General features: G+C 68.7%; 15 protein-coding genes and 2 pseudogenes. 11 read left to right on the top strand and 6 right to left on the bottom strand.

Annotated features, from left to right (window positions below; all coding sequences use genetic code 11):
• Positions 1-134 precede the first annotated feature (134 nt).
• Positions 135-2,405, bottom strand: a complete 2,271-nt coding sequence (locus ABZ880_RS26275) for a transglycosylase domain-containing protein (protein WP_361267228.1) — start codon at positions 2,403-2,405, stop codon at positions 135-137.
• 279 nt (positions 2,406-2,684) lie between these two features.
• On the opposite strand from ABZ880_RS26275, the pseudogene ABZ880_RS26270 reads away from it, so the two are divergent.
• The 7 genes and pseudogenes from ABZ880_RS26270 to ABZ880_RS26240 all read left to right on the top strand — a co-directional run.
• Positions 2,685-3,206, top strand: a pseudogene (locus ABZ880_RS26270) (RNA-guided endonuclease TnpB family protein); the annotation flags it as partial.
• Between the two features lie 399 nt (positions 3,207-3,605).
• Positions 3,606-4,526: a U32 family peptidase gene (locus tag ABZ880_RS26265; protein WP_361267226.1), complete on the top strand. Its 921-nt coding sequence runs from the start codon at positions 3,606-3,608 to the stop codon at positions 4,524-4,526.
• 171 nt (positions 4,527-4,697) lie between these two features.
• Positions 4,698-5,837, top strand: a complete 1,140-nt coding sequence (locus ABZ880_RS26260; protein ID WP_361267224.1) for a sugar ABC transporter substrate-binding protein — start codon at positions 4,698-4,700, stop codon at positions 5,835-5,837.
• The gene (locus tag ABZ880_RS26255) at positions 5,834-6,886 is read left to right on the top strand and encodes an ABC transporter permease (protein WP_361267222.1); all 1,053 of its coding nucleotides are present in this window, start codon (positions 5,834-5,836) and stop codon (positions 6,884-6,886) included. The genes ABZ880_RS26260 and ABZ880_RS26255 overlap by 4 nt, the downstream gene beginning before the upstream one ends.
• Positions 6,883-7,656 carry an ATP-binding cassette domain-containing protein gene (locus tag ABZ880_RS26250; protein WP_361267220.1) on the top strand — a complete coding sequence of 258 codons (774 nt, stop codon included), beginning with the start codon at positions 6,883-6,885 and terminating at the stop codon, positions 7,654-7,656. The genes ABZ880_RS26255 and ABZ880_RS26250 overlap by 4 nt, the downstream gene beginning before the upstream one ends.
• 79 nt (positions 7,657-7,735) lie before the next feature.
• A pseudogene (locus tag ABZ880_RS26245) lies at positions 7,736-8,014 on the top strand (transposase); the annotation flags it as partial.
• A 144-nt stretch (positions 8,015-8,158) separates the two neighbouring features.
• Positions 8,159-8,854: an alpha/beta hydrolase gene (locus ABZ880_RS26240; protein WP_361267218.1), complete on the top strand. Its 696-nt coding sequence runs from the start codon at positions 8,159-8,161 to the stop codon at positions 8,852-8,854.
• 689 nt (positions 8,855-9,543) lie between these two features.
• Here the strand turns inward: ABZ880_RS26240 and ABZ880_RS26235 are convergent.
• On the bottom strand, positions 9,544-10,272 hold the full coding sequence (locus tag ABZ880_RS26235) for a TetR/AcrR family transcriptional regulator C-terminal domain-containing protein (RefSeq protein WP_361267216.1): 729 nt from the start codon (positions 10,270-10,272) through the stop codon (positions 9,544-9,546).
• Between the two features lie 111 nt (positions 10,273-10,383).
• Between ABZ880_RS26235 and ABZ880_RS26230 the strand changes: the two genes are divergently transcribed.
• Entirely contained in the window at positions 10,384-11,517 is a 1,134-nt protein-coding gene (locus ABZ880_RS26230; RefSeq protein WP_361267214.1) for an NAD(P)/FAD-dependent oxidoreductase, read from the top strand.
• 121 nt (positions 11,518-11,638) lie between these two features.
• Here ABZ880_RS26230 and ABZ880_RS26225 read toward each other — a convergent pair whose 3' ends face one another.
• Entirely contained in the window at positions 11,639-12,547 is a 909-nt protein-coding gene (locus tag ABZ880_RS26225; RefSeq protein ID WP_361267212.1) for a LysR family transcriptional regulator, read from the bottom strand.
• Between the two features lie 137 nt (positions 12,548-12,684).
• Here ABZ880_RS26225 and ABZ880_RS26220 point away from each other — a divergent pair, with 137 nt between their 5' ends.
• Positions 12,685-13,503, top strand: a complete 819-nt coding sequence (locus ABZ880_RS26220; RefSeq protein ID WP_361267210.1) for a 3'(2'),5'-bisphosphate nucleotidase CysQ — start codon at positions 12,685-12,687, stop codon at positions 13,501-13,503.
• Positions 13,504-13,544: 41 nt separating this feature from the next.
• A complete protein-coding gene (locus ABZ880_RS26215; protein WP_361267208.1) occupies positions 13,545-14,141 on the top strand; it encodes an NAD(P)-binding domain-containing protein in 597 nt (198 codons plus the stop codon).
• A gap of 163 nt (positions 14,142-14,304) precedes the next feature.
• On the opposite strand, the gene ABZ880_RS26210 is transcribed toward ABZ880_RS26215, so the two are convergent.
• The 3 genes from ABZ880_RS26210 to ABZ880_RS26200 form a co-directional block, all read right to left on the bottom strand.
• Entirely contained in the window at positions 14,305-14,430 is a 126-nt protein-coding gene (locus ABZ880_RS26210) for a hypothetical protein (protein ID WP_361267206.1), read from the bottom strand.
• Positions 14,431-15,242: 812 nt separating this feature from the next.
• Positions 15,243-17,417, bottom strand: a complete 2,175-nt coding sequence (locus ABZ880_RS26205) for an FUSC family protein (RefSeq protein ID WP_361267204.1) — start codon at positions 17,415-17,417, stop codon at positions 15,243-15,245.
• Positions 17,418-17,861: 444 nt separating this feature from the next.
• Positions 17,862-19,133, bottom strand: a complete 1,272-nt coding sequence (locus tag ABZ880_RS26200; RefSeq protein ID WP_361267202.1) for a hypothetical protein — start codon at positions 19,131-19,133, stop codon at positions 17,862-17,864.
• Positions 19,134-19,590: 457 nt separating this feature from the next.
• On the opposite strand from ABZ880_RS26200, the gene ABZ880_RS26195 reads away from it, so the two are divergent.
• Positions 19,591-20,040, top strand: a complete 450-nt coding sequence (locus ABZ880_RS26195; RefSeq protein ID WP_361267200.1) for a DUF1931 family protein — start codon at positions 19,591-19,593, stop codon at positions 20,038-20,040.
• Positions 20,041-20,389 lie beyond the last annotated feature (349 nt).

Raw genomic sequence — 20,389 nt, 5'->3', positions numbered from 1 at the left:
TTCCAGATCAGAGGCCCTTTCCCAGGCAAAGCCGCAGGTGGCGGCAGGCGAGTCAGGCTATACGCCGGGTTCTGAACGCAGTTGGACTCCTGCTTACTCGTGGCAATGCCAACTGAGTGGGGGCTGAAGCTGCGTTACCTGTCAGCAGACGGTTCCGTGGCGGCGATGCCGATGACAGGGCGTGAGGGACTGGTGCTGGTGGCGCTCGGCGGCTCGGTCGTAGTCGGTGCCGGGTTGGATGGAGTGACAGTGGTGGGCGGCGGGCTGGAAGGGGGCGGGGCCGGCGCCGTCTCGGTCGGCGTGGGCGTGGTCGGGGAAGGCGTGGGAGGGGAAGGCGTGGGCGGCGGCGTAGTGGGCGTGATCCCCGGGGCTGGAGTCGTCGGCCTGTGGGTGGGGACGGGGGTGCGGCTGGGCGGGTTCGAGGGGTGTGGCCTGGCCTCGGTTCGGGGGCCGTGGGTAACCGGGGGCAACTTCAGGCGGAAGTCCTCCACCGGTCGGCCTTTCAGAGCGGCGGTCATGTAGGCGGTCCAGATCTGCGTGGGAAAGGAGCCACCGTTGACCCGGCTGATGCCCGCCGCGTTGCCGAGGGAGATCCGGGTGTGGCTCGTGGGATTCTCAGCGAACATGGCGACCGAGGTGGTCAGTTGAGGGGTGTAGCCGACGAACCAGGCGGAGAGGTTGTTGTCCGTGGTGCCGGTCTTGCCCGCAGCGGGCCGGCCCAGAGCGGTGGCCAGGTAGCCGGTGCCTTCGGTGCTGACCACGTCCTTCAGGACCGAGGTGACCTCGTCGGCGGCAGTCCGGGTGAACGCCGGGACGGCCTCATGGCCGGGCAGGTCGTACGCCTTGTTGTGCCGGGAGAGCTGCTGCACCGGCCACGGCGCGATGCGCCGGCCGTGGTCGGCGAAAGTCGCGTAAGCCCCGGCCATGTCGAGCGGGCTGGGTGTGGCCACGCCGAGCGCTATGGCGGGATGGACGCCCATGTCGGGCGTGTCGGCGGGGAGCCCGGCGGAGATGGCGGCCTGGCGCACCCGGGCGAGACCGGCGTCGGCGCCCTCCTGCGCGTACACCGCGTTGACGGATTTCATCATCGCCCTGCGCAGACTGATCCGGCCGTAGTCACGGTCGTCCTCGTTGGGCGGGCAGTAGTGCAAACCGCGGGGCAGGCCCTGGACGCAGCGGCGGCTGGTGCCGTCGTAGCGGGTGTGAGGGGTGATGGCGTGGCCGTCCTGAGTGGTGGCGCGGTGCTGCAACGCGGCGGCGAGGTCGAACGGCTTGAAGGTGGAACCGACCTGCAGGTCGTGTCGGGTGGCGTCGTTGTAGGGCCGGACGGCGTAGTCGGGTCCGCCGTAGGCGGCGACGATCCTTCCGGTCGAGGGGTCCACGGACGCCGCGCCGACGCGGATGTCCTTGGCCTTGCGGGTGTCCGGCAACTGTCGCAGCCCCTTCTTCACCGCAGCGACCAGCGCGTTCTGGTCCTTCTTCACGAAGGTGGTGGTGATCTGCCAGCCGCCCGAGCCGAGCACGGCCTCGTCGACGATGTGATGGTCGATCAGGTACCGGCGGGCGATGTCGATCAAGTACCCGGCCTGACCGCTGAGTCCGGGGGTGGGCCGGGGCGTCCTGAGGACGGGGAATGTCATCCCGGCGCGCCGGCCCGTGTCGAGGTAGTCCAGCTCGACCATGCCATCCAGGACATAACTCCAGCGGGCGACGGCCGCGGCTCTGTGCGCCGGGGTTGCCGTGGAGACGTCGTAGATGCTGGGAGCCTTCAGCAGCGCAGCGAGGTACGCGCTCTGCGGGACGTTCAGCTGCGAGGCGCGGATGCCGTAGTACGCCTCCGCGGCGGCACGGATGCCGTAGGCGTTGCGGCCGAAGTAGCTGGTGTTCAGGTACCCGGCCATGATCGAGTCCTTGCTCTGTGTCTCATTGACCTTGATTGCGATAATGGCCTCCTTGGCCTTCCGGTCAAGGGTTCGTCCGCGGTCGAGGTAGTAGTTCCGAACGTACTGCTGTGTGATCGTGGAGCCGCCCTGCAACCCCTTGCCCGTGACGGTGTTCCAGGCCGCGCGCAGTGTGCCGCGGGCGTCCACGCCCTTGTTGGAGTAGAACGTCCGGTCCTCCGCGGCGACCACGGCATGCTGCATGTGGATGGAGATCTCCGAAAGCGGCAGCGATTCGCGGTTGATCGCGCCGGTGCGGCCGATCTCCGTGCCGTCGGCGTAGTAGTAGACGTTGCTTTCGCTCACGGCGGCGGCGTTGGGATCGGGTACCTGCACGGTTACGTACAGGGTGAAAAACGCCGTGCCAATGACAAGGAGCACGGTGAGCAGACCACTGAGCACCATGCGCCAGGTGGGGAACATCCTGCGCCACCAGGGCATCGCGTGGCGTGCGGCCTTGCGCATCTGTCGTGCGTGCCGACGAGTCCGTCTGGCCTTGCGCACTTGCTCACGCCAGGTGGCAACCGCTGTGCCGGTGGGCTCACTGTCCCCCTTGCTCATACCTGCGCCGCTCCTCAGGCCGGCAGAGTCGGGGGGTGCGCCTCGAGTGGCGCCGGACCGGACGCGGCGCGCCGCTCCGAAGTGCCGTAAATACCACTAATGCAATACTCTTTTCCCCTTTGTTGAAGAATCACGCCCGCGGGCACCTGACCTGCACCGGAGCTCAATGGGTGGACGGCACGTTTGGACATCCCGCAGGGCCGGGACCTGAACATCGTCCGCGTCCACCGCCGCTGGGGCATGGTCGACCTGCCGAAGATCGGCCGCGTCCGCTTCCGCTGGGCCAAAGACCTCCCCGTGGGCACGCGGGCAGGCACCGACTACCGGATCACCGGCGCCCGGCTGGTGAAGGATGCGCTTGGCTGGCACATCGCCTTCCACATCCGGACGCTCGAACGCGCACCGGAACCGCATCAGGGTCTGCATGTCGGCATCGATGCCGGAGTCAATATGCCGCTCGCCCTGTCCAACGCGGACCACCAGGAGGACCACGGGCGCCGGCCGCGTCTGCCGGACGGCACCGCCGACCGGGACAAGTGGCTCACCCCGAAGGAGAAGGTCCAACTCCTCGAGCTGGAGCGGCAGGCCGCACACCGCAAGAGCTTCCGCAAGAAGGGCGAGAAGACCTCCCGCCGCTTGCAGCCCACCTACGACCAGATCAAGCAGCTCCGCGCAAAAGCCACGCGACGAGCCTTGGACTGGCAATGGGCCACGCCAGTAACCGGGCTCAACGCCGTCGAGACCTATGTGCCGTGGAACCTCCACGAACCGAGGCCCGGCCTGTGGTTGGACTCAGCGGCCGGCAGGCAATCGCCGCAATCGCGTGCCGATCTCCCGGCGGTGACCGGCAAGTTGGCATGCAGCTTCACCACGCGGCAGAGCCGCCCAACTGACGGACTACGCCGCCAGGTTGGAGTGAACTGACCGTCGAAACCCAGAGGGTCCAGCCGATATTTGGAGCAACCGGGGAGCGCGACATGACATCACCGGAAGGCCCGCCCCGAGGTGCCTTCGCAGACCGTTGACGGCTCTTCGTTGGCTGCCTACCGTCCAAGCGCAGCGATGCCGAACAAAGTTCGGAATATCGATCGAAAGAAGGTCCGGATGGACGGCATGGAAAGGTCACGGCGGTCGCTGTCCGCGCTCGGGCTGCCGGATCGGGACCTCGGGGAACTGCCCGACTCGAACAAGCGCTTCCCGGACGGCGCGCAGTACCGGGTGGAAATCCCGTCGGTCGAAGGCCCGGGCCCTTTCCAAGCGGTTATGGATGAGGCCGAGCGGCACGGGATCCGGATACACCGCATCAGCCAGGGCAGCGGCATGATGCTCCTCACCGACTCGGAGATCGAGCAGATGGTGGCACTCGGCCGCGAACGCGACGTGGAGGTCTGCCTCTTCGTAGGACCACGCGGGGGCTGGGACATCGGCATCCAGTCCACGTCCGCCGCGGGTGGCGGTGCGGCGGCGGTGCTGCGCGGCGCCGACCAGCTCGCGTACGGGGTCGAGGACGTCATCCGGGGCTGCGACCTCGGCGTGCGCAGCGTGCTCGTGGCCGACATCGGCCAGCTGTGGGTCCTCGGCCGAATGCGGCAGTCCGGCGACCTGCCGCCGGACCTGGGGATCAAGGCGTCGATATCGATGCCGACGGCCAATCCCGCGGCCGCACGGGTCCTTGAGGACCTCGGGGTCACCACGATCAACCTGCCGATCGATCTCACCCTCGCCCAGATGGCGGCGATCCGAAGCGCGGTCGACACGCCTCTGGACGTCTATGTGGAGGGCGCCGACGACTTCGGCGGTGTGGTCCGCTACTACGAGATCCCGGCCCTCGTGCGCGTGGCGGCTCCTGTCCACCTCAAGTTCACGGTACGGAACGCGCCGTCGCTGTATCCCTCCGGAGCGCACCTCGCCGACGTGGCCGTGGCGACCGCACGCGAGCGCGTACGGCGAGCGGCGATCGGTCTTTCCGTGCTCCGCCGCCACTATCCGGAGGCCGAAGCCGGCACCAAGCCGATGACGACGTAGGCCCCGACGTTGGCGTGGCGGGGCGGACGATCCACGCACAAATATTGACGAAACCGTAGCCCGCTCAGGGCCTTGACGACATATCAGGCCAGTTCTACGTTCAGCCCCACCAAACGTGCCGAACACCGTTCGAAATACCGAGCAGCATGGGCCGAGCACGCCGGAGTGATCATGAAGAAGATCGATCCGCAGGTGGAAGAGGCCGTCGACACGCTCAGCCTGAACGGGCTGGCCAGGCGGCGACTGCTGAGCGGCGTCGGAGTGGTGAGCGCCTCGGCCGCCGCGGCGGCCTTGCTGTCCGCCTGCTCAGCCGACAACAAGAGCGACGACAACAAATCGGGCGACGGTGTCGGCGACTTCCCGAAGACGCCGAAGTGGAAGTTCGTGTTCGTCAACCACGTCACGACCAACCCGTTCTTCACTCCGACCCAATACGGCGCAGCGGATGCCTGCGCGCTCCTGGACGCCTCGTACCAGTGGACCGGCTCGAAGGACTCGAGCGTCCCGGAAATGGTCAGCGCCATGAGCTCGGCCATCTCCGCGAAGGCCGACGGCATCGCAATAGCGGTCGTCGACAAGAACGCCTTCACGTCACCCGTCGACAAAGCCCTGAACGCCGGAATCCCCACCATCTCCTACAACGCGGACGGGGCGAAAGGAGATCCGGGGACGAGCCGGCTCTGTTACGTCGGGCAGGACCTCTACCAGTCCGGGGTCGAGCTGGGCCGCCGCATCGCCTCACTGATGCCTTCCGGCGGGGAAGCGGTCGGGTTCATCGCCACCCCGGGCGCGCTCAACATCCAGCCGCGCATCGACGGGGCCACCGACGCGATCAAGGCATCCGGCAAGTCGATCAACTTCAAGTCGGTCGCCAGCGGCGCGGAGCTTCCTCAGGAGCTGTCGACCATCGACGCGTATGTCAGCGGACACAAGGACCTCAAGGGCCTGTTCGCGGTCGACGCGGGCTCGACGGAGAACGTCGGCAAGGTCGTGAAGAAGTACGGCCTCAAGAAGAAGGGCGTGGTCGCGGGCGGCTTCGACCTGAACCCGAACACCCTCACCGCTATCAAAGCGGGTGACCTCGACTTCACCATCGACCAACAACCCTATCTGCAGGGCTTCCTGAGCGTGCTCTACCTGTGGCTGTACAAGCTGTCCGGCGGACTGGTGATCCCGAGTGTCACCGACACCGGCCTGCTCTTCGTGACCAAGGACAACGTCGGCCCCTATCTGCAGACCAAGACCCGGTTCGAGGGCTCCAGCACGAAGCAGCAGTTGGTCGAGCGCTCCGGCCCCATCGCCCACGCATGAGCGAGCGGGCCGTGCAGGACGCGACCGGCGAGAAGACCACAACGGCCGGCACCCCGCCGGTGAGGCGGCACGGCCCGCTGCGCCTGGCCTTCGAGGCGTTCGTCATCCGCCGCGAGGCCACCATCTTCATCGTCGCGGTGGGCCTGCTGCTGTACTTCTGGTCCAACAACTCGGACTTCCTGGCCCGCAGCAACCTGGTCAACCTCTCCCAGCAGACGGCACCGTACGCGATCATCGCGGCGGGCATGGTGCTGCTGCTGGTGAGCGGGGAGATCGATCTGTCGGTGGGCGCCGTCTTCGCACTGTCGCCGTTCCTGATGCACTACATGATCGACTACTACGGCACGTACCCGATCCTCGCGATCATCGGCTCGATACTGGCCGGCGCCGTCATCGGTCTCGTCAACGGCTTCGTGGTGGTCGTGCTCAAGGTACCGTCGTTCGTCGCCACGCTCGGCATGCTCTTCCTCATCCTGGGCATCATGCTGACCACGTCGCACGCCTACCCGGCACAGATCCCCGAGGCGGCACACGGGGTGCGCGGCTGGTTCGGGCAGTCGGACTGGTCGGAACTGATCTGGTGCCTGATCATCGTCGCGTACTTCCACGTGGTACTCACCCGCTCGTGCTGGGGCCTGCACACGATCGCCACGGGCGGCAACCCGCTCGGCGCGAGCGAGGCCGGCATCAGGACCGGCCGCATCAAGTTCGGCAACTTCATGGTCACCAGCGCCCTCGGGGCCTTCGCCGGCATCCTCGAGGCCTTCCGCGTCGACTCGATCGACCCGACCTCCGCGGGCGCGGACGGCGCCTCCCCGATGTTCACCGCCGTCTCCGCCGCGGTCATCGGCGGCACGGCCCTGGCCGGCGGCTCAGGGACGGTCGTCGGCGCGCTGCTGGGCGCGCTCGTCCTCGCGGAACTGCGCAACGGGTTCAACCTCATCGGCATCAACGCCAACCCGTTCAACATCATCCTCGGTGCGGCGATCATCCTTTCCATGGTGCTCAACGTGTACCTGACCAGACTGCGAAGGGCAGGCCGCCGATGAGCGGGGCGACCGGGCCGATACCGACACCGGCGCTCTCCGTGGAGCACGTGGCCAAGGGCTTCGGCGCGGTCACGGCGCTGCGGGACGTGAACCTGCGCCTGAACAAGGGTGAGGTGCTCGCCCTGGTCGGTGACAACGGCGCCGGCAAGTCAACCCTGTTGAAGATCCTCTGCGGATTCCACCGGCCCGACGCCGGCCGCATCCTCCTCAACGGCGAGGAGGTGACGCTCAAGTCGGTCGACCATGCCCGCTCGCTCGGCATCGACGCGGTGTACCAGGACCTGGCGCTGGTGAACGAGCTGACGGTCTACCACAACATGTTCCTGAACCGGGAGATGATCCGCCCCACCCGGCTGCTGAACAACCGTGCTATGCGCAAGATCGCCCAGGAGCACCTGGAGGAGATGGGGGTGAACATCCCGTCGGTCGACGTCGAGGTCGCCAAGCTCTCCGGCGGCCAGCGCCAGGCCATCGCCGTGGCCCGCTCGGTCTATTCCGAGGCCAGGGTCCTCCTTCTCGACGAGCCCCTGGCCGCGATGGGCGCCAAGGAGGGCGCGCTCATCCTCGACCTGGTCAACGACCTCAAGGCCCGCGGCGAGGTCTCCGTCATCATCATCGCCCACAACTACGCTCAGGTCTTCGAGGTCTGCGACCGGGTCAACCTGCTTCAGCACGGCGAGATCACCTTCGACAAGCGCACGTCGGAGACATCGGTGGCCGAGCTGACCGACCTGGTGGTCGAGGAGTACCGGAGGTCGCGCACCACATAGGCGTCTTCGGGCGGAGCCACGCCGCGGCGAGTGCGTCGAAGCATGAGTCCGGACGTGAAACCGGCTCGACCAGCAGACGGAACAAGGGCAGCACGGTGACGCGATCCGCGCCGGCGTCGAGGCCACCGTTTCGCACAACGCCCGGACCCACGGGCTGCGCCGTTCCCGCTACCGCGGCCTGGCCCGCACCCACGTCCAGCGCGTCCTCACCACGATGGCCTGCAACGTCACCCGCGTCGCCGACTGGATCGACACCGCACCCAGAACACGACGCCGGGCTACGCACTTCCGCGCCCTGTGCTCAGCCACCGCGTGGACCTTCCCAAGATCACCAACAGAGTCACAGCATCGGGCCTAGCCCCCGCGCAGTCCCCGCATCCGGCGTGAACAACCCCAACCGATCCGCGTCTTGGCTTTTACTCCCCTGCTCTGCCACAAACCTCTACAGCAGAACTGAATTCAATTATGGTTCGGTTGGGCATCGTTGACGAGGAGGTCAGTCATGGCGTTCGTTCTCATCCATGGGGCAAGCTTCGGCGCGGACTGTTGGGACGAGCTGCTCCCTCATCTAAGTGCGGAAGCGTTGGCCGTCGACCTTCCGGGGCGCGGAAGCAGAACTGAAGTCGACCTGGGCACGGTCACTCTCGCGGACTGCGCCGATGCGGTCCGCGAGGACGTCGAAGCGAAGGATCTGCGCGACGTGGTGCTGGTCGGTCACTCCTTTGCGGGCGTCACGATCCCGCGTGTCCTGGACCTCATACCTGACCGGATCCGCCACGTCGTCCTCGTGTCGGCCGTGGTGCCGCCGGACCGTTCCCGGGTGCTTGACCAGATCGATCCCGAAGTGCGGGGTCTGGTGGAGCAGTCCATCGCCGACGGCGTCTACCACCAAACCCGCGAGGGCGCCGCCGCAATGCTGTGCAACGACATGGACGAGGCGACCGCCGCGTCCACCCTGGACCGGCTGGCCGACGACTCGGCCGCCCTGCTGAGCGAGACTGTGAACCTGAGCGGCTACAGACGCGAGATCCCCCGGACGTACGTGCACCTCACGCGCGACCAGTGCTACGTCGAGGAACTCCAGCAGCGATCCATTGCGCTGCTTCGGCCCGACGTCATCGATCTCGACACCGGCCACATGGCCATGATCAGTGCGCCCGAAAAGCTTGCCGCCGTCCTCAACGCCATCCACCACTGATCGCCGCCTCGGGCCTGCGGCTGGCAGTCTGTGAACGCGCCCCGCCTCGTGGCCCTGGCATACGGCGGGAACTGCGGCGACGACTCCGCCCCGACAATCCCGAAGTGCGGCGCATCGTTGCGACGGTCGCCGGCAGGCTGGCCGGAAATCCCCGCGAGACAAAGCGCTTCGTCAAGGTGTTCCGCCTCTACGCCGTCATCCGGCAAGAGCGCGTGGCGGCCGCTCTTCCGGCTCCTGACACCCTGGCTGCGATCGCGAGACTCGCAGTGCTCGCCGTGCGGTGGCCGCACCTGCGCGCTGCTCTCGGCCGGCAGATCGGCCCGACCGAACGCGCTACCGCCCTTGCCCTGCTGGAGGCGCCGCTTGCCGAATTGCCCCCGGAAGAAGGCCGGCCAGCTCGACGCGAGGCACTGCAAACCGTACGCACCCACGCGCAGCTCCCCGACAAGTTGCGGGATTGCCTGCTGGGTTCCTCCGGGGCGTCGCGCAGGTGCGGCTGGAGTTTCCGCAGATCAGGGGCGGCCCGGAGCACTGCAGCGGATGCAACAGGTGTGGCGGACGGAGCTAGTCACCCTGATCGTTCTCTGATGCCGGCCTCGTGGGAATCGCGCTGTGTCGAGGGTCCAGCGCGCGGAGGCCGGCGCCCGGGTGCGGGGTCCGCGATGCCCCCAGTTGACGCTGTCGAATCGTCATGGCCGGACCGGGAGATTGGCCTCCCATCCGTCGAGAAGTCGCTCGAGTCCCAGTTCGAAACCGCGCTCGGCGCTGTCGGCCGCGTGGGGAAGTTCGGCATCACGAATGACGCGGGCGAGGAGTGGATGGCGCCCCGCCTTGACGACTTTGTCGAGGTAGGGCGCGTGGGCGTCCATCCATTCCTGGTTCCCGACTCCGGAGCGTCGGACGGCTTCCTGTTGGGCGAGTTCGTCGATGGCGTAGCCGCGGACGAAGGCATGCAGCGTATTGACGATGATGATCATGACGTCGATGTCGAAGCCGAGGGGATCGAGGGCGGCGAGTGCGTGTTCGGTGGCCTCGAGGGAGTTCGGTCCAAGTGATGGGCGCCCTGCCGCGAGGGAGGTCATCCAGGGATGCCGGTGGATGGTGGCCCGGGAGCGATGGGCCAGTGTCCGCAAGTCGCCGCGCCAGTCGCCGGTGGGAGCGGGCGGGCCGCCGTCTTCGGCCGCTACGGCGTCGAGCATGAGATCGAGCAGGTCGTCTTTGGATGCCAGGTAACGGTAGAGCGAGGCCGTGCCCGTTCCCAGTTCCCTGGCGACGCGCCGCATGGACAGTGCGTCGATGCCCTCGGCGTCGGCGATCGCGATGGCGGCGGCGGTGATCTCCGCCCGCGTGCGTGAGGGTGCGGGGCCTTTCGCGGCCCGCTCCGGCCGGTTCCAGACCACCGTGTGAGCGTCGTCCATCGGGTTTCCCTCCCACTACTGCGCTCACTGTTCGCAGTAGTGCTATCGTGGCGCCAATTACTGCGAACAGTGTACCCGAGTAGAGCGTGTCCAGCCGAAAGGGAAACCACCATGACCACTCCCGTCACCATCATCGGCGCCGGGCTCGGCGGCCTGACCCTCGCCCGGGTCCTGCACCGACACGGCATCCCCGCGACCATCTACGAAGCCGAGCCATCGGCGGACACCCGCACGCAGGGCGGCCAGCTCGACATCCACGAGTACAACGGGCAGCTCGCCCTCGAAGCGGCCGGCCTCACCGAAGAGTTCCGCGCGATCATCCACGAAGGCGGCGAGGCCGTGCGCGTGCTCGACCAGCACGGCGCAGTCCTGTTTGACCAGCCCGATGACGGCACGGGCGGGCGCCCCGAGGTGCTCCGCGGAGACCTGCGTCGGATCCTGATCAACTCGCTGCCCGGCGAGATGATCCAGTGGGGACACAAGGTCACCAGTGTCCGCCCCCTCGGAGACGGAAGGCACGAACTGACGTTCGCCGACGGGCCGGCCGTGACGACCAGCCTCCTCGTGGGCGCGGACGGCGCCTGGTCGAGGGTCCGGCCGCTGCTGTCCGACGCGAAGCCCGAGTACGTCGGCACGTCGTTCATCGAGACCTACCTGTACGACGCCGACCAACGCCACCCGGCAGCGGCCAAGGCCACCGGCGACGGTTCCCTGTTCGCCGTCACGGCCGGCAAAGGGATCCTCGGCCATCGAGAGGCCCACGCCGTTCTGCACACCTACGTCGCGCTCACCAAGCCGCAGGAATGGATCGCTGCCATCCTCGCCAGTCCCGAAACGGCGGCGGCCCAGGTCGCGGCCGAATTCACCGGATGGGCGCCTGAACTCACCGCACTTATCACTGACGGGGACACCGCCCTCGCCCCGCGCCCGATCAGCGCCCTGCCGATCGGCCACCGGTGGGACCGCGTTCTTGGAGTGACGCTGCTGGGCGACGCCGCCCACCTCATGTCACCGTTCGCCGGGGAGGGCGCCAACCTCGCCATGTTCGACGGCGCCGAACTCGGCAAAGCCATCGCCGCACACCCCGACGACATCGAAGCCGCCCTTGCGGAGTACGAGCACGCGCTCTTTTCCCGCAGCGCCCGGTTCGCCGCCGAATCCGACAAGAACCACGAGCTCATCTTCGGCGACAACGCGCCTTCTGGCTTGCTCAATCTGCTCACCGGCCAAGAGCCGACCGAGTGAGCAGGGCCCACGGATCCGCGATCGTGAGCCGCAGGCGTCGGTCTGGCCGCCCCCACGGCCGGCACGCGCCCGGACAAGCCGCTGCTGACGTTGAATCGGTGAAGCGGCCGGACGGCGCCGACTACGACGACGCTCCGCCCATGGCCAGCGCGGTTCGTGCCAGCCCGCGCAGCCAGGCGTGGGCCTGGTCGGTGTCGTAGCGCTGATGCCATGACAGGTATATCGGTGCCGACGGCAGTTCGATCGGGAGGGGGAGCACGACCAGGCCGAGGTCGGCGGCCGCTGACCGTGTGGTGGCTTCGGGGACGCTGATCAGGAGATCGGAGCCGCGCGCGAACTCCAGCGCGGCCGCTTCCGTGGGCGCGGTCGCCACCACGCGGCGGGTGAGGCCGAGCCGCGCGAGGGCGTCGTCGAGGGCATTGCTGAGGTTTCCACGTCGCGAGACGGTGACGTGCTCAGCGGCGGCGTACCGCTTTGCGGTGACGGTCTTCACGCGGGTGAGGGGGTGCCCCTGCCTCACGACGATGACGAGGCGGGTCTCGCCCACGTTCTCGGCATGGAGGTCCGGTGCGCTCGGGCGGTTGGCGTTCGCCTCCAGGTCCACCTCGCCGCGCCGCAACTCGGGGGTGTCGATGCTCGATTCCGCGACGAAGCGCAATCGCACGCCCGGCGCCTCTTCACGCACGGCCGAGAGCAACGCCGGGCCGCTCAGGGCGACCAGGGAATCGTGCCAGCGAAGTGTGAAGGTGCGCTCCAACGTTGCCAGATCGAGTTCGCGGCTCGGTGCCAGCACCCCTTGGACCTGGTGCAGCAGCTCGTGCACCTGCTCCCGGACGGCGATCGCGTACGGCGTCGGAGTCATCGTGCGGCCGGTGCGCACCAGGATCTGATCCCCGGTCGTGCGCCGGATTCGGCCCAGGCTCCGGCTCATCGCGGGGGCGGTGACATGCATGCGTGTTGCCGCCCCCGCCACGCTTCCCTCCTCCAGCAGCGCGTCGAGTGCGGCCAGCAGATTCAAATCCAATTGCATGTGAGTAATTCTAGCCGTGCTTGACATGCATTTGAAGTTAATCCATGGGCTCTATACCTTCGAGAACAGAGCGCGGAACAGAGCGCACAGATCGACCTTCATGATCCCAACGCTGCCTTCTCACAAGGGAGTTCACCATGTCCGAAATACTTCAGAACCCCGACGTCACCGCCTCCGACGCCGACCTGCTCACCCAGACCTCGATCGCCGTGCGCGCGGCCGGTTCGGCGCTGCGCGAGCGCTTCGGCGAAGTGGTCAGCTACCAGAGCCGGGAGGAGTTGATGCGCGCGCTCGCCGACAACGACGACACGGCCCTCGACATCCTGCGCCCCCGCCTCACGCGCCTGCGTCCGGATGCCGGCTGGGTGGAGGACGAACTGGACGGCGGGGCGCTGCCGCCCGCTGAATGGTGGGTCGTGGATCCGGCCGAAGGCAACGTCAACCACCTGCACGCGCTTCCGGAGTGGGCCGTGACCGCCACCCTCGTGCGGGACAACCAGCCGGTGCTCACCGCGGTCCACCTGCCGTTGACCGGAGAAACCTACACCGCGCTCGTCGGCGCGGGCGCCCACCTCGATGGCCGGCCGCTGCACGTCTCCCCCACCGCGGACCTGGGCCTGAGCATCGTGGCCACCAGCCAGGCCCGGCCGGACGAGGACGAGAAGGTCGTGCGGCGCGTCGGCTCCTCGATCACCGCCATGCTCTTCGACGCGCTGGTCGTCCGCACCGCCGTGCCCGCGACCCTGCACCTGCTGAACGTGGCCGCCGGCCGGATCGATGCCTTCTGGCAGTTCGCCGGTGCCCGAGCGGACCTGCTGCCCGGGGCGTTGCTCGTCACCGAGGCCGGCGGTCAGATCTCCGACGCCGAGGGCCGTCCCTGGACCCCGCAGAGCGAAAGCTTCCTGGCCTCCGCGCCCGGCGTCCACGCCGAGGCCGTCGCCACGCTCTCCCGCTGACCGCGCACCACAACCCACACGCACGGAAGGACCACATCATCGTGACCTCGATCGCAGTGCTCGGAAACGGCCGCGTAGGCAGCAACCTTGCCCAAGCCCTCACCCGGGCCGGGCATGAGGTGACCGTGGCGGACCGCGCGCCGGACGCCGCCGCCGATGCTGCCAGGACAGCCCAGATCGTCATCAACGCCACCCCGGGAGCCGGCTCGCTGGACCGGCTCGTCGCCCTGCGCAAGGAACTGCGCGACACGATCCTCGTCGACGTCTCCAACGCCACCGTCGACGGACCGGACGGACTGCCCGCCGACCTGATCTACCCCGGCTCAAGCCTCGCTGAGCAACTCCAGGAAGCGCTCCCCGAAACACGCGTCGTCAAGACACTCAACACCATGCTCTTCCCCGTGATGACCGCGCCGGCCACGCTCACCCAGGCGCCCGACGCCTACCTCTCCGGCGAGGACCCGCAGGCCAAGCAGACCATCCGTGTACTGCTCATCAACCTCGGCTGGCGCAAGGAGTGGATCACTGATCTCGGCGGGATCCAGACCGCCCGCGCCACGGAGGCCGCGATACTGTTCGTACCGCACGTGATTCGGTCCAGCGGATTCGCGCCCTTCGCGATCTCGATCGCCCGCTGATCCGCACACAGTGCACCGCCGTCGGCGGGCCCACATCGAGAACAGATGCGCCGCCGACCGCCGGCCGTCGAGCGACCGGCCCGGGCTCTGCTCAGCCCGGTGGGCGGTTGAGCTGGGCCATGAGCTCACGGTGGGCCGCCCGGGCGGCGGCGAGCTCGTCGCCTTAGTCCTGGAGTTTGAGCTCCAGGACGACGATTTGCTGTTCGAGAGTGGTGATCCGGGCCTTGAGCTGCTCGGTGTCCTCGGGGCCGCCGATGCCCACCTGGCGCCAGGCTTGATCATCGAGCACGTCGCTGAGGCGCTGTTCGAGGCGGCGGACCCGGGCGGCGAGGCGGCGGTTCGGGTGTCGGCGGCCAGCAGGTCGGCCTGCAGGGAGGCCCGGCTGACCGCAGAGCCGCGGCCGCCGGGGACGGTGGGGACGGTGGGCGGTTCGGCGCCTGGGCGTGGACCTGGCCGAGCAGGTCGCGATGGCGATAGAGGAAGGTGCGGTCGACCCCGGCCCGGCGGGCGGTGGCCGCGACGCTGACGTCGGAGCCTTCCTTCGCGGCCCGGGCGAGGACAGTGAGTACGCGCCGGCGGCGCTGACCGGTGTGAGCGCGGCGGCCCTCGATCATCGACTGGACAGTGGGGTCGGGTGCGTTCCCGTGGGTCGCTCCGGTGGGAGGTCGGGCAGGGGCTGGCGGATGCGGGGCACGCCGAGGAAGTTCTGCCGGGTCTGGCGGACGACCTGGGCGGCCCACCGGCTTGGCCTGGATCAGTCGGCATCCCGATAGTCCGGCGGCGTCAAGCCGTTGAGCAGGACTGCTTTCTGTGTGTGCCGCAGGCAGGATGGCGTCCCCAGGCGATGGGTCGGGCCTGCACGGACGCGAGGGTTCTACCTTGTTCCCTCGTGGTCCCCGTCCTCCAACGACCGGTCGCGTCGCTTCGGCCGAGCTGCCACACCAGTAGGGTTACGGGAATGACGCCGGCAACCAGCACGAGGAACATGTGTCTGGAGGTGGGAAGTCCACCAGGCCGCCCTCGTCGGGAGGCACAGCGGTCCGATCCGTGGCTCGATTCGGCTCGCAGAATGCGGCTTGGCGCTCCCCGTGGCCGGCGCCGTCACCCACCCTGGTGCGCGGGTCCGGATCCGTCACCTTCCGCCGCCAGGGTCGCCCGCACCCGCTGCTCCTCGCGAGCAGAGCCGACGTCCCGTTCCAGGGGTGTGCGGCTCACGGCCGTCGCGAGGTCTTCCAAGGCCCGTTTCTGCAGTTCCGCCTCCCGCCGCACGACCGGGCTCCGGTTGTCGGCGGCGTCCTGCCACGCGTTGAGCGCTTCCTCCACGCGCTCCCAGTGCGGATTCCTGTGCTCGCGCACGTCGACTGCCGCCTGCGCGGTGTCCGCCTCCAGGGCCGCGGCGAGATGCTCCGCCTCGGGGACGACACGGCTGTCGGCCCGCGGGACGTGGCTCTCCATGAGCATCGCCGCCCGGCCGAACCCCTTGAGAGCCTCCTGCGCCTGCTCCGCCTCGCGCGACGTCAGACCCCTGGGGCGGACCGGTTCCTGCTTTGCCTGGTCGTAGGCCTTCTGCCAGGCGGCACGTGCCTCTCTGCTCGCCAGGAGGGCCCTGCGCATGTCGGCGCGATGCTCCCGGGTCGGTTCGGCGTAGCTGCGGAGCACCGCGGACGCGTAGCGGCCGTTGGCGGCGAGCCAGTCCGCAAGCCGGCCCGGCAGCCGGGGTGTCTCCCATGCGGGGAACACCACGTACGCCAGCATTGCCAGGGCCCCGCCGAGCAGGGTGAGCACCACCCGCTCCGGAACCGTCTGCTCCCACGTCTGGCCGCCCATGCCGAGCAGGAAGACGACGTACGCGGCCGTGAAGCACTGGGAGTATGCGTAGCCGGTACGGATCAACGTGTACGACAGGCCCACCGAAACCACCGCCAGCGCGCCGAACACATGGGCGTCCGGGCCCAGGGCCCGCACCATCCCGGTGGCGAGCGCGACCCCCGCCAGGGTCCCGGCGAGGCGGGCCACCGCACGCGCGTACGTCCGGTGGAAGTCCGGCCGCATCACCATCACCGAGGCGATGGGCGCCCAGTAGCCGTGGCCCAGGGGCAGCCGGGCGGCGATCAGATAGCCGAGCGTGGCCACCGCCGCCAGGCGGACGGCGTGCCGGAACACGGGTGAGTCCCAGCGGAGCTCACGGCGGACCGCCCGAACGACGACCGGGACGAGCCGGAACATGGTCGGGCGCACCAGGTACCGGGCGCCCGCGGGGCCGGTCGGCGTGGGCGCCTTCCCGGGTGCGCCGCCGCTCCCGGCGATCTCCAACGCCTCTCCGAGCAGTTCCACGAGCCGCTCGGCGGCCTGCCGGGCGGGTCCTTCCAGTACCTCGTGCTCCTCGTCGACGCGCAGGACGTCCGCGCTCCCGGGCGGCACGCCGGCAGGAGTGCCGCGGCGAATCGAACGAGCAGTCGCGTCAAGGACGTCGGCGGCCGCGTTGAGCAACTCCCGCGCCCGGTCCCGCCCGGGTCCCTCCGCCGGGGCGCCGACGTCCGGGTCGGCGAGCGCGGCGACGACCGGCCGAATGCGCTCGGCGAGGCCCCGGGGACCGTGGAGGACGGGGGGACGGGTGCGGGCCTGTGACGGCGTCACGGCCGCCGCGTCCCGGGCCGTCATCAACGGCTCCGGGTCGAACGGGGCGGTCGGATCGTGCCGCAGTCGGCGGGCGTAGTCCGCCACGGCTGCCAGGGCGTCGGCGAGCGCGTCACGATGCGCCCCCCAACGGCGGATCGGGAACAGCAAGATCAGCACGGCCTGCACCACGCCCCCGAGCGCGATGATCCCGGCGTGCTCCAGGGCTCGCCCGACGCTCGTGGGCAGGGTGACGGTCACCAGCATGCTGCCGACCGTCGTCGCTGCGACGATCCCAGCGGTCGATCCGAGGGCCCACGCCATCCCCGCGGCAAAGGCCCATACGGCCAGCAGTGGGAGGAACGTCACGAGTCGCCCCGCCGCCAGGTAGCCCACGAACGTGCTGAGTGCCAGACCGGCGCCTGCGCCGAGCGCGATCACCTTGCGTGGACGCCAGGTGCGCTGGAAGGTGGCGCCACCCGCGGAGTAGGCACCGAGGGCGGCCGACGCGGCATAGGCAGGGGAGCCCAGCCACAGCGCCGCCCCGATGACGATCGCCACCCCAGCGGCCGTGCGCAGCGCGAGCAGGGGCTCCAGCCGCGTCTCCTCGATCGTGAGCCCGGATCGCACGACCTCCCCGAAGGCCCGCAGCCACGTCACGGGCGTGAGCCTAGCCGGAACGCCCTGCCGGGTCGCGCCGGCCGCGCCGCCACCTCCTGACGGCAGCGCGCTCGGCGGGCACGCGACCCCGGCTGACCTACACCCACAAACCGGCACCCACGCAGTACGGGGCGATCGATGACCACATCCCTACCGCCTGTTCAGCCCCTGGCGGTCGCAGTTCGACGTCGTCCCCGTAGCCGATCCGGAATGGCCGGCGGGGGTCGCGAAGCGGCTGAAGAAGGTGCCGGACCTGCCCTGCCGGGGACCACACGCGCGCCATCATCGCCATGATCAGCCCGCCGGGGCACATCGCGCTGCTGTTGCCGCCCATGCTTAGCCTGATGCGCGTCGCCCGCCGGCTGAGGGAAGCGGCCCAAGTTCAGCGGACGCCGAGGTTCCGAGGGACCGCCGCCCGTAGGAGCCATTTGCGCGTGGATCGGTTCACTTCGAGTGCTGGTCACCGGGGTTGTCTTGGAGCATGTCGCGACGTTCCTTTTCGCGCTTGGAGTAGGCGGCCGCCCGGATCGCCTCGTCGCTCTCCAGGCCTGATCCCAGCGCGCCGCCCACGGTGGCGACCGAAGCGACGAACCAGGACAACGTCAAGTACTCCTCGGCGTGCAGTGGGTTTCGTGTCACGGAAGCGAACAGTTGGTCGTTGAGGATGAAAAGCGCCCACACCCAGTTGATGACCAGCAAACCCACGTAGCAGACGAGCACCCCGATACCCACGGTCACGACCGTCGAGGCGTTGTAGAGCCGCGCCCTTTGCCTCGCCTCCGGCGAGCTCTCCGGTGATCGATGCCACAGCTCCGCGTCCACGATCAGCCAGCCGATCATGATCGCGACAGACCCGACCATGGCGATCACGAGGCGTGGGGTGCTTTGGGACGCGGCCAGGCTCCAGACGGTGGAGTTCACGGTGGCGACTGCCCCCGTGGCGAGTGCGGCCGCCAGAGCTTTCGACAAGCCCGGCACCAACCGCCACGGCCGGTTGGCGCGGACCATACCGACGAGCACCCGCAGGTAACCGCGCGGCCCGCTGACGACGTACCGAAAGTCGTCGGTCTCCTTCTCACCGATTGGGCCCGAATGAACACGCGCGAGACGATTGACGAACGGCCCCAGAAGCGGCTGACTTCGCGGAGGTCCTTCAGCCCCAGTGGTTTGCAGACCCGCCAAGCCAAGCACGGCTTCTTCGACGGCCCGCCGGGCCCTCGTCTGCAGCCGCAGGCCCCCCAGTGAAGGAAGAGAGAGCAGCGCCAAGCCGTGTTCGTGATTCAGGTTCACAGCGACCCTGCGCCCGTTTGCGTGCAGCGGAAGGTCGGTGAGGGCAACGACGATGTCCCAGTTCTCCGCACTCCCACGGTCCATGATCCGGCGCATCAGGGTGGGCGGATCCTCCGTCCCCGAGGTGAAGGGCTCACTGACCACCTCGACGTCGAACCGTCGCCCTTGGCCCGACTTGTCGGCGAGCCGAGCAGAAAGTGTCCGGGCCATGCGCTGCGCGATATCCGTCGGCGCGTCGGGATCCGCCAGGAGAGCCACGACCGTAACGCCCTGAGACGACACCCGCATGACTGGACCCTTCTCGTCGGCTGCCCCGCGATCGCAAGTGCCCACAGGTGCCGCCGAGGTAACGTCGACGCCGCGCGACACGTCGGCCTCCGCCAGCAGGTGCAGGCGGTACGGCAGATCTCCCCTTCTTCCCAACACGGGACCTGCTCCCACCACCGGGCCACGATCGCGTGCGCCGCCGCCACCACCCGCTCCGACCCAGCTTGGCCCGCACCGGCACGCCGCGCCACCGACCACCCGCTCAGAGTCGCGGCTGGGCGGAATGGTCCGCGTCAACCGGCCCTGGCTGCCTGCTGTCCACGGGCCTCTCCCGAGCGGTCCCTGGCGTGTTCGCCACCGCGGCGTTCGGCCTCATCAGCAGCCACATCCGGAGGGTCACCTTTTACCCGGGGCTGCTCCGCGACGCGATCCCTGCTGTCGATCCGCCGCCCGTCCGACTACCCGAGGCAGTCGGACGCCTGGTCTGGCAGGGCAAGACAGGAAAGCCAATTGGGCCCGACATGCGCATGCGTTCGCGCGCCCCCGTCGGCCAGGCTGATTGGGAAGCCCAGGGAGCCGGGAGCCACCCCGGCGCCCGCAGCCGGAGGTTGCCGTCATGACCGTGATGTCCATCGCCAGGTTCGAAAGGTTCTTCCGTGCGGCCGCCGGGCTGGACGTCGACAAGAACGATCTCAAGCGCTACAGCGACTTCGTCGACGCCAAGCTCTACGATCTGCTGACCGTCGCCCAGGCCACTGCCAAGGCCAACGGGCGGGACGTCATCCGGACCTGTGACCTACCGATCACGAAAGGCCTGCAGGAGAGCATTCACCACTTCCGGAAGATCGACCAGGAAGTAGAACTCAAGCCGATCCTGGAACAGCTCGCCACCCACCCCGCTCTGGACCGCACGCCCGACGAGGAGACCGAGGCGGCCTATCCGGACATCATCGGCGGACTCAGCCTGGCCCTTGCCCAGAGCTTCAAGATTCTCCACCCCGACCTGAAGAACCCCCAGACCCAGCACTGGGACGAGGCCCGAGCCGTCTTCGACCTCCTGCTGTGAGTGGCGACGGGACCAGGCGGTGCAGGTCACGGCTCAGTAGCGCCGGCGCGCTCTGCTTCCTCGGCTACCGCAACGATCCTGCTGGCCCGCCGCAGGGCATCGTCCACGGCGAAGTGGTCCTGCGGTGGAGCGCAACGCCCGACGCACGTTAGGCAGCCCTTGGGGCGGCTGACGCACCTGGTCGGTGGGTGGCCGAGACCGCGGCGGGCACCCGCTGGCTGCTGGAACAGACCGCTGTCGACTTGAGGGGATCCGCACGATCCCCCACCGATTGAAGTCGTGTCGTCAGCCGATCGTGAAGCCCGACCGATCCAAGTGCAAGCCCAAGTGCAAGCCTCAGCACCCCAGG

The organism is Streptomyces sp. NPDC047043, from assembly GCF_040644055.1.
Taxonomy (GTDB): Bacteria; Actinomycetota; Actinomycetes; order Streptomycetales; family Streptomycetaceae; genus Streptomyces.
This window is presented reverse-complemented; position numbering and strand designations above follow the sequence as displayed.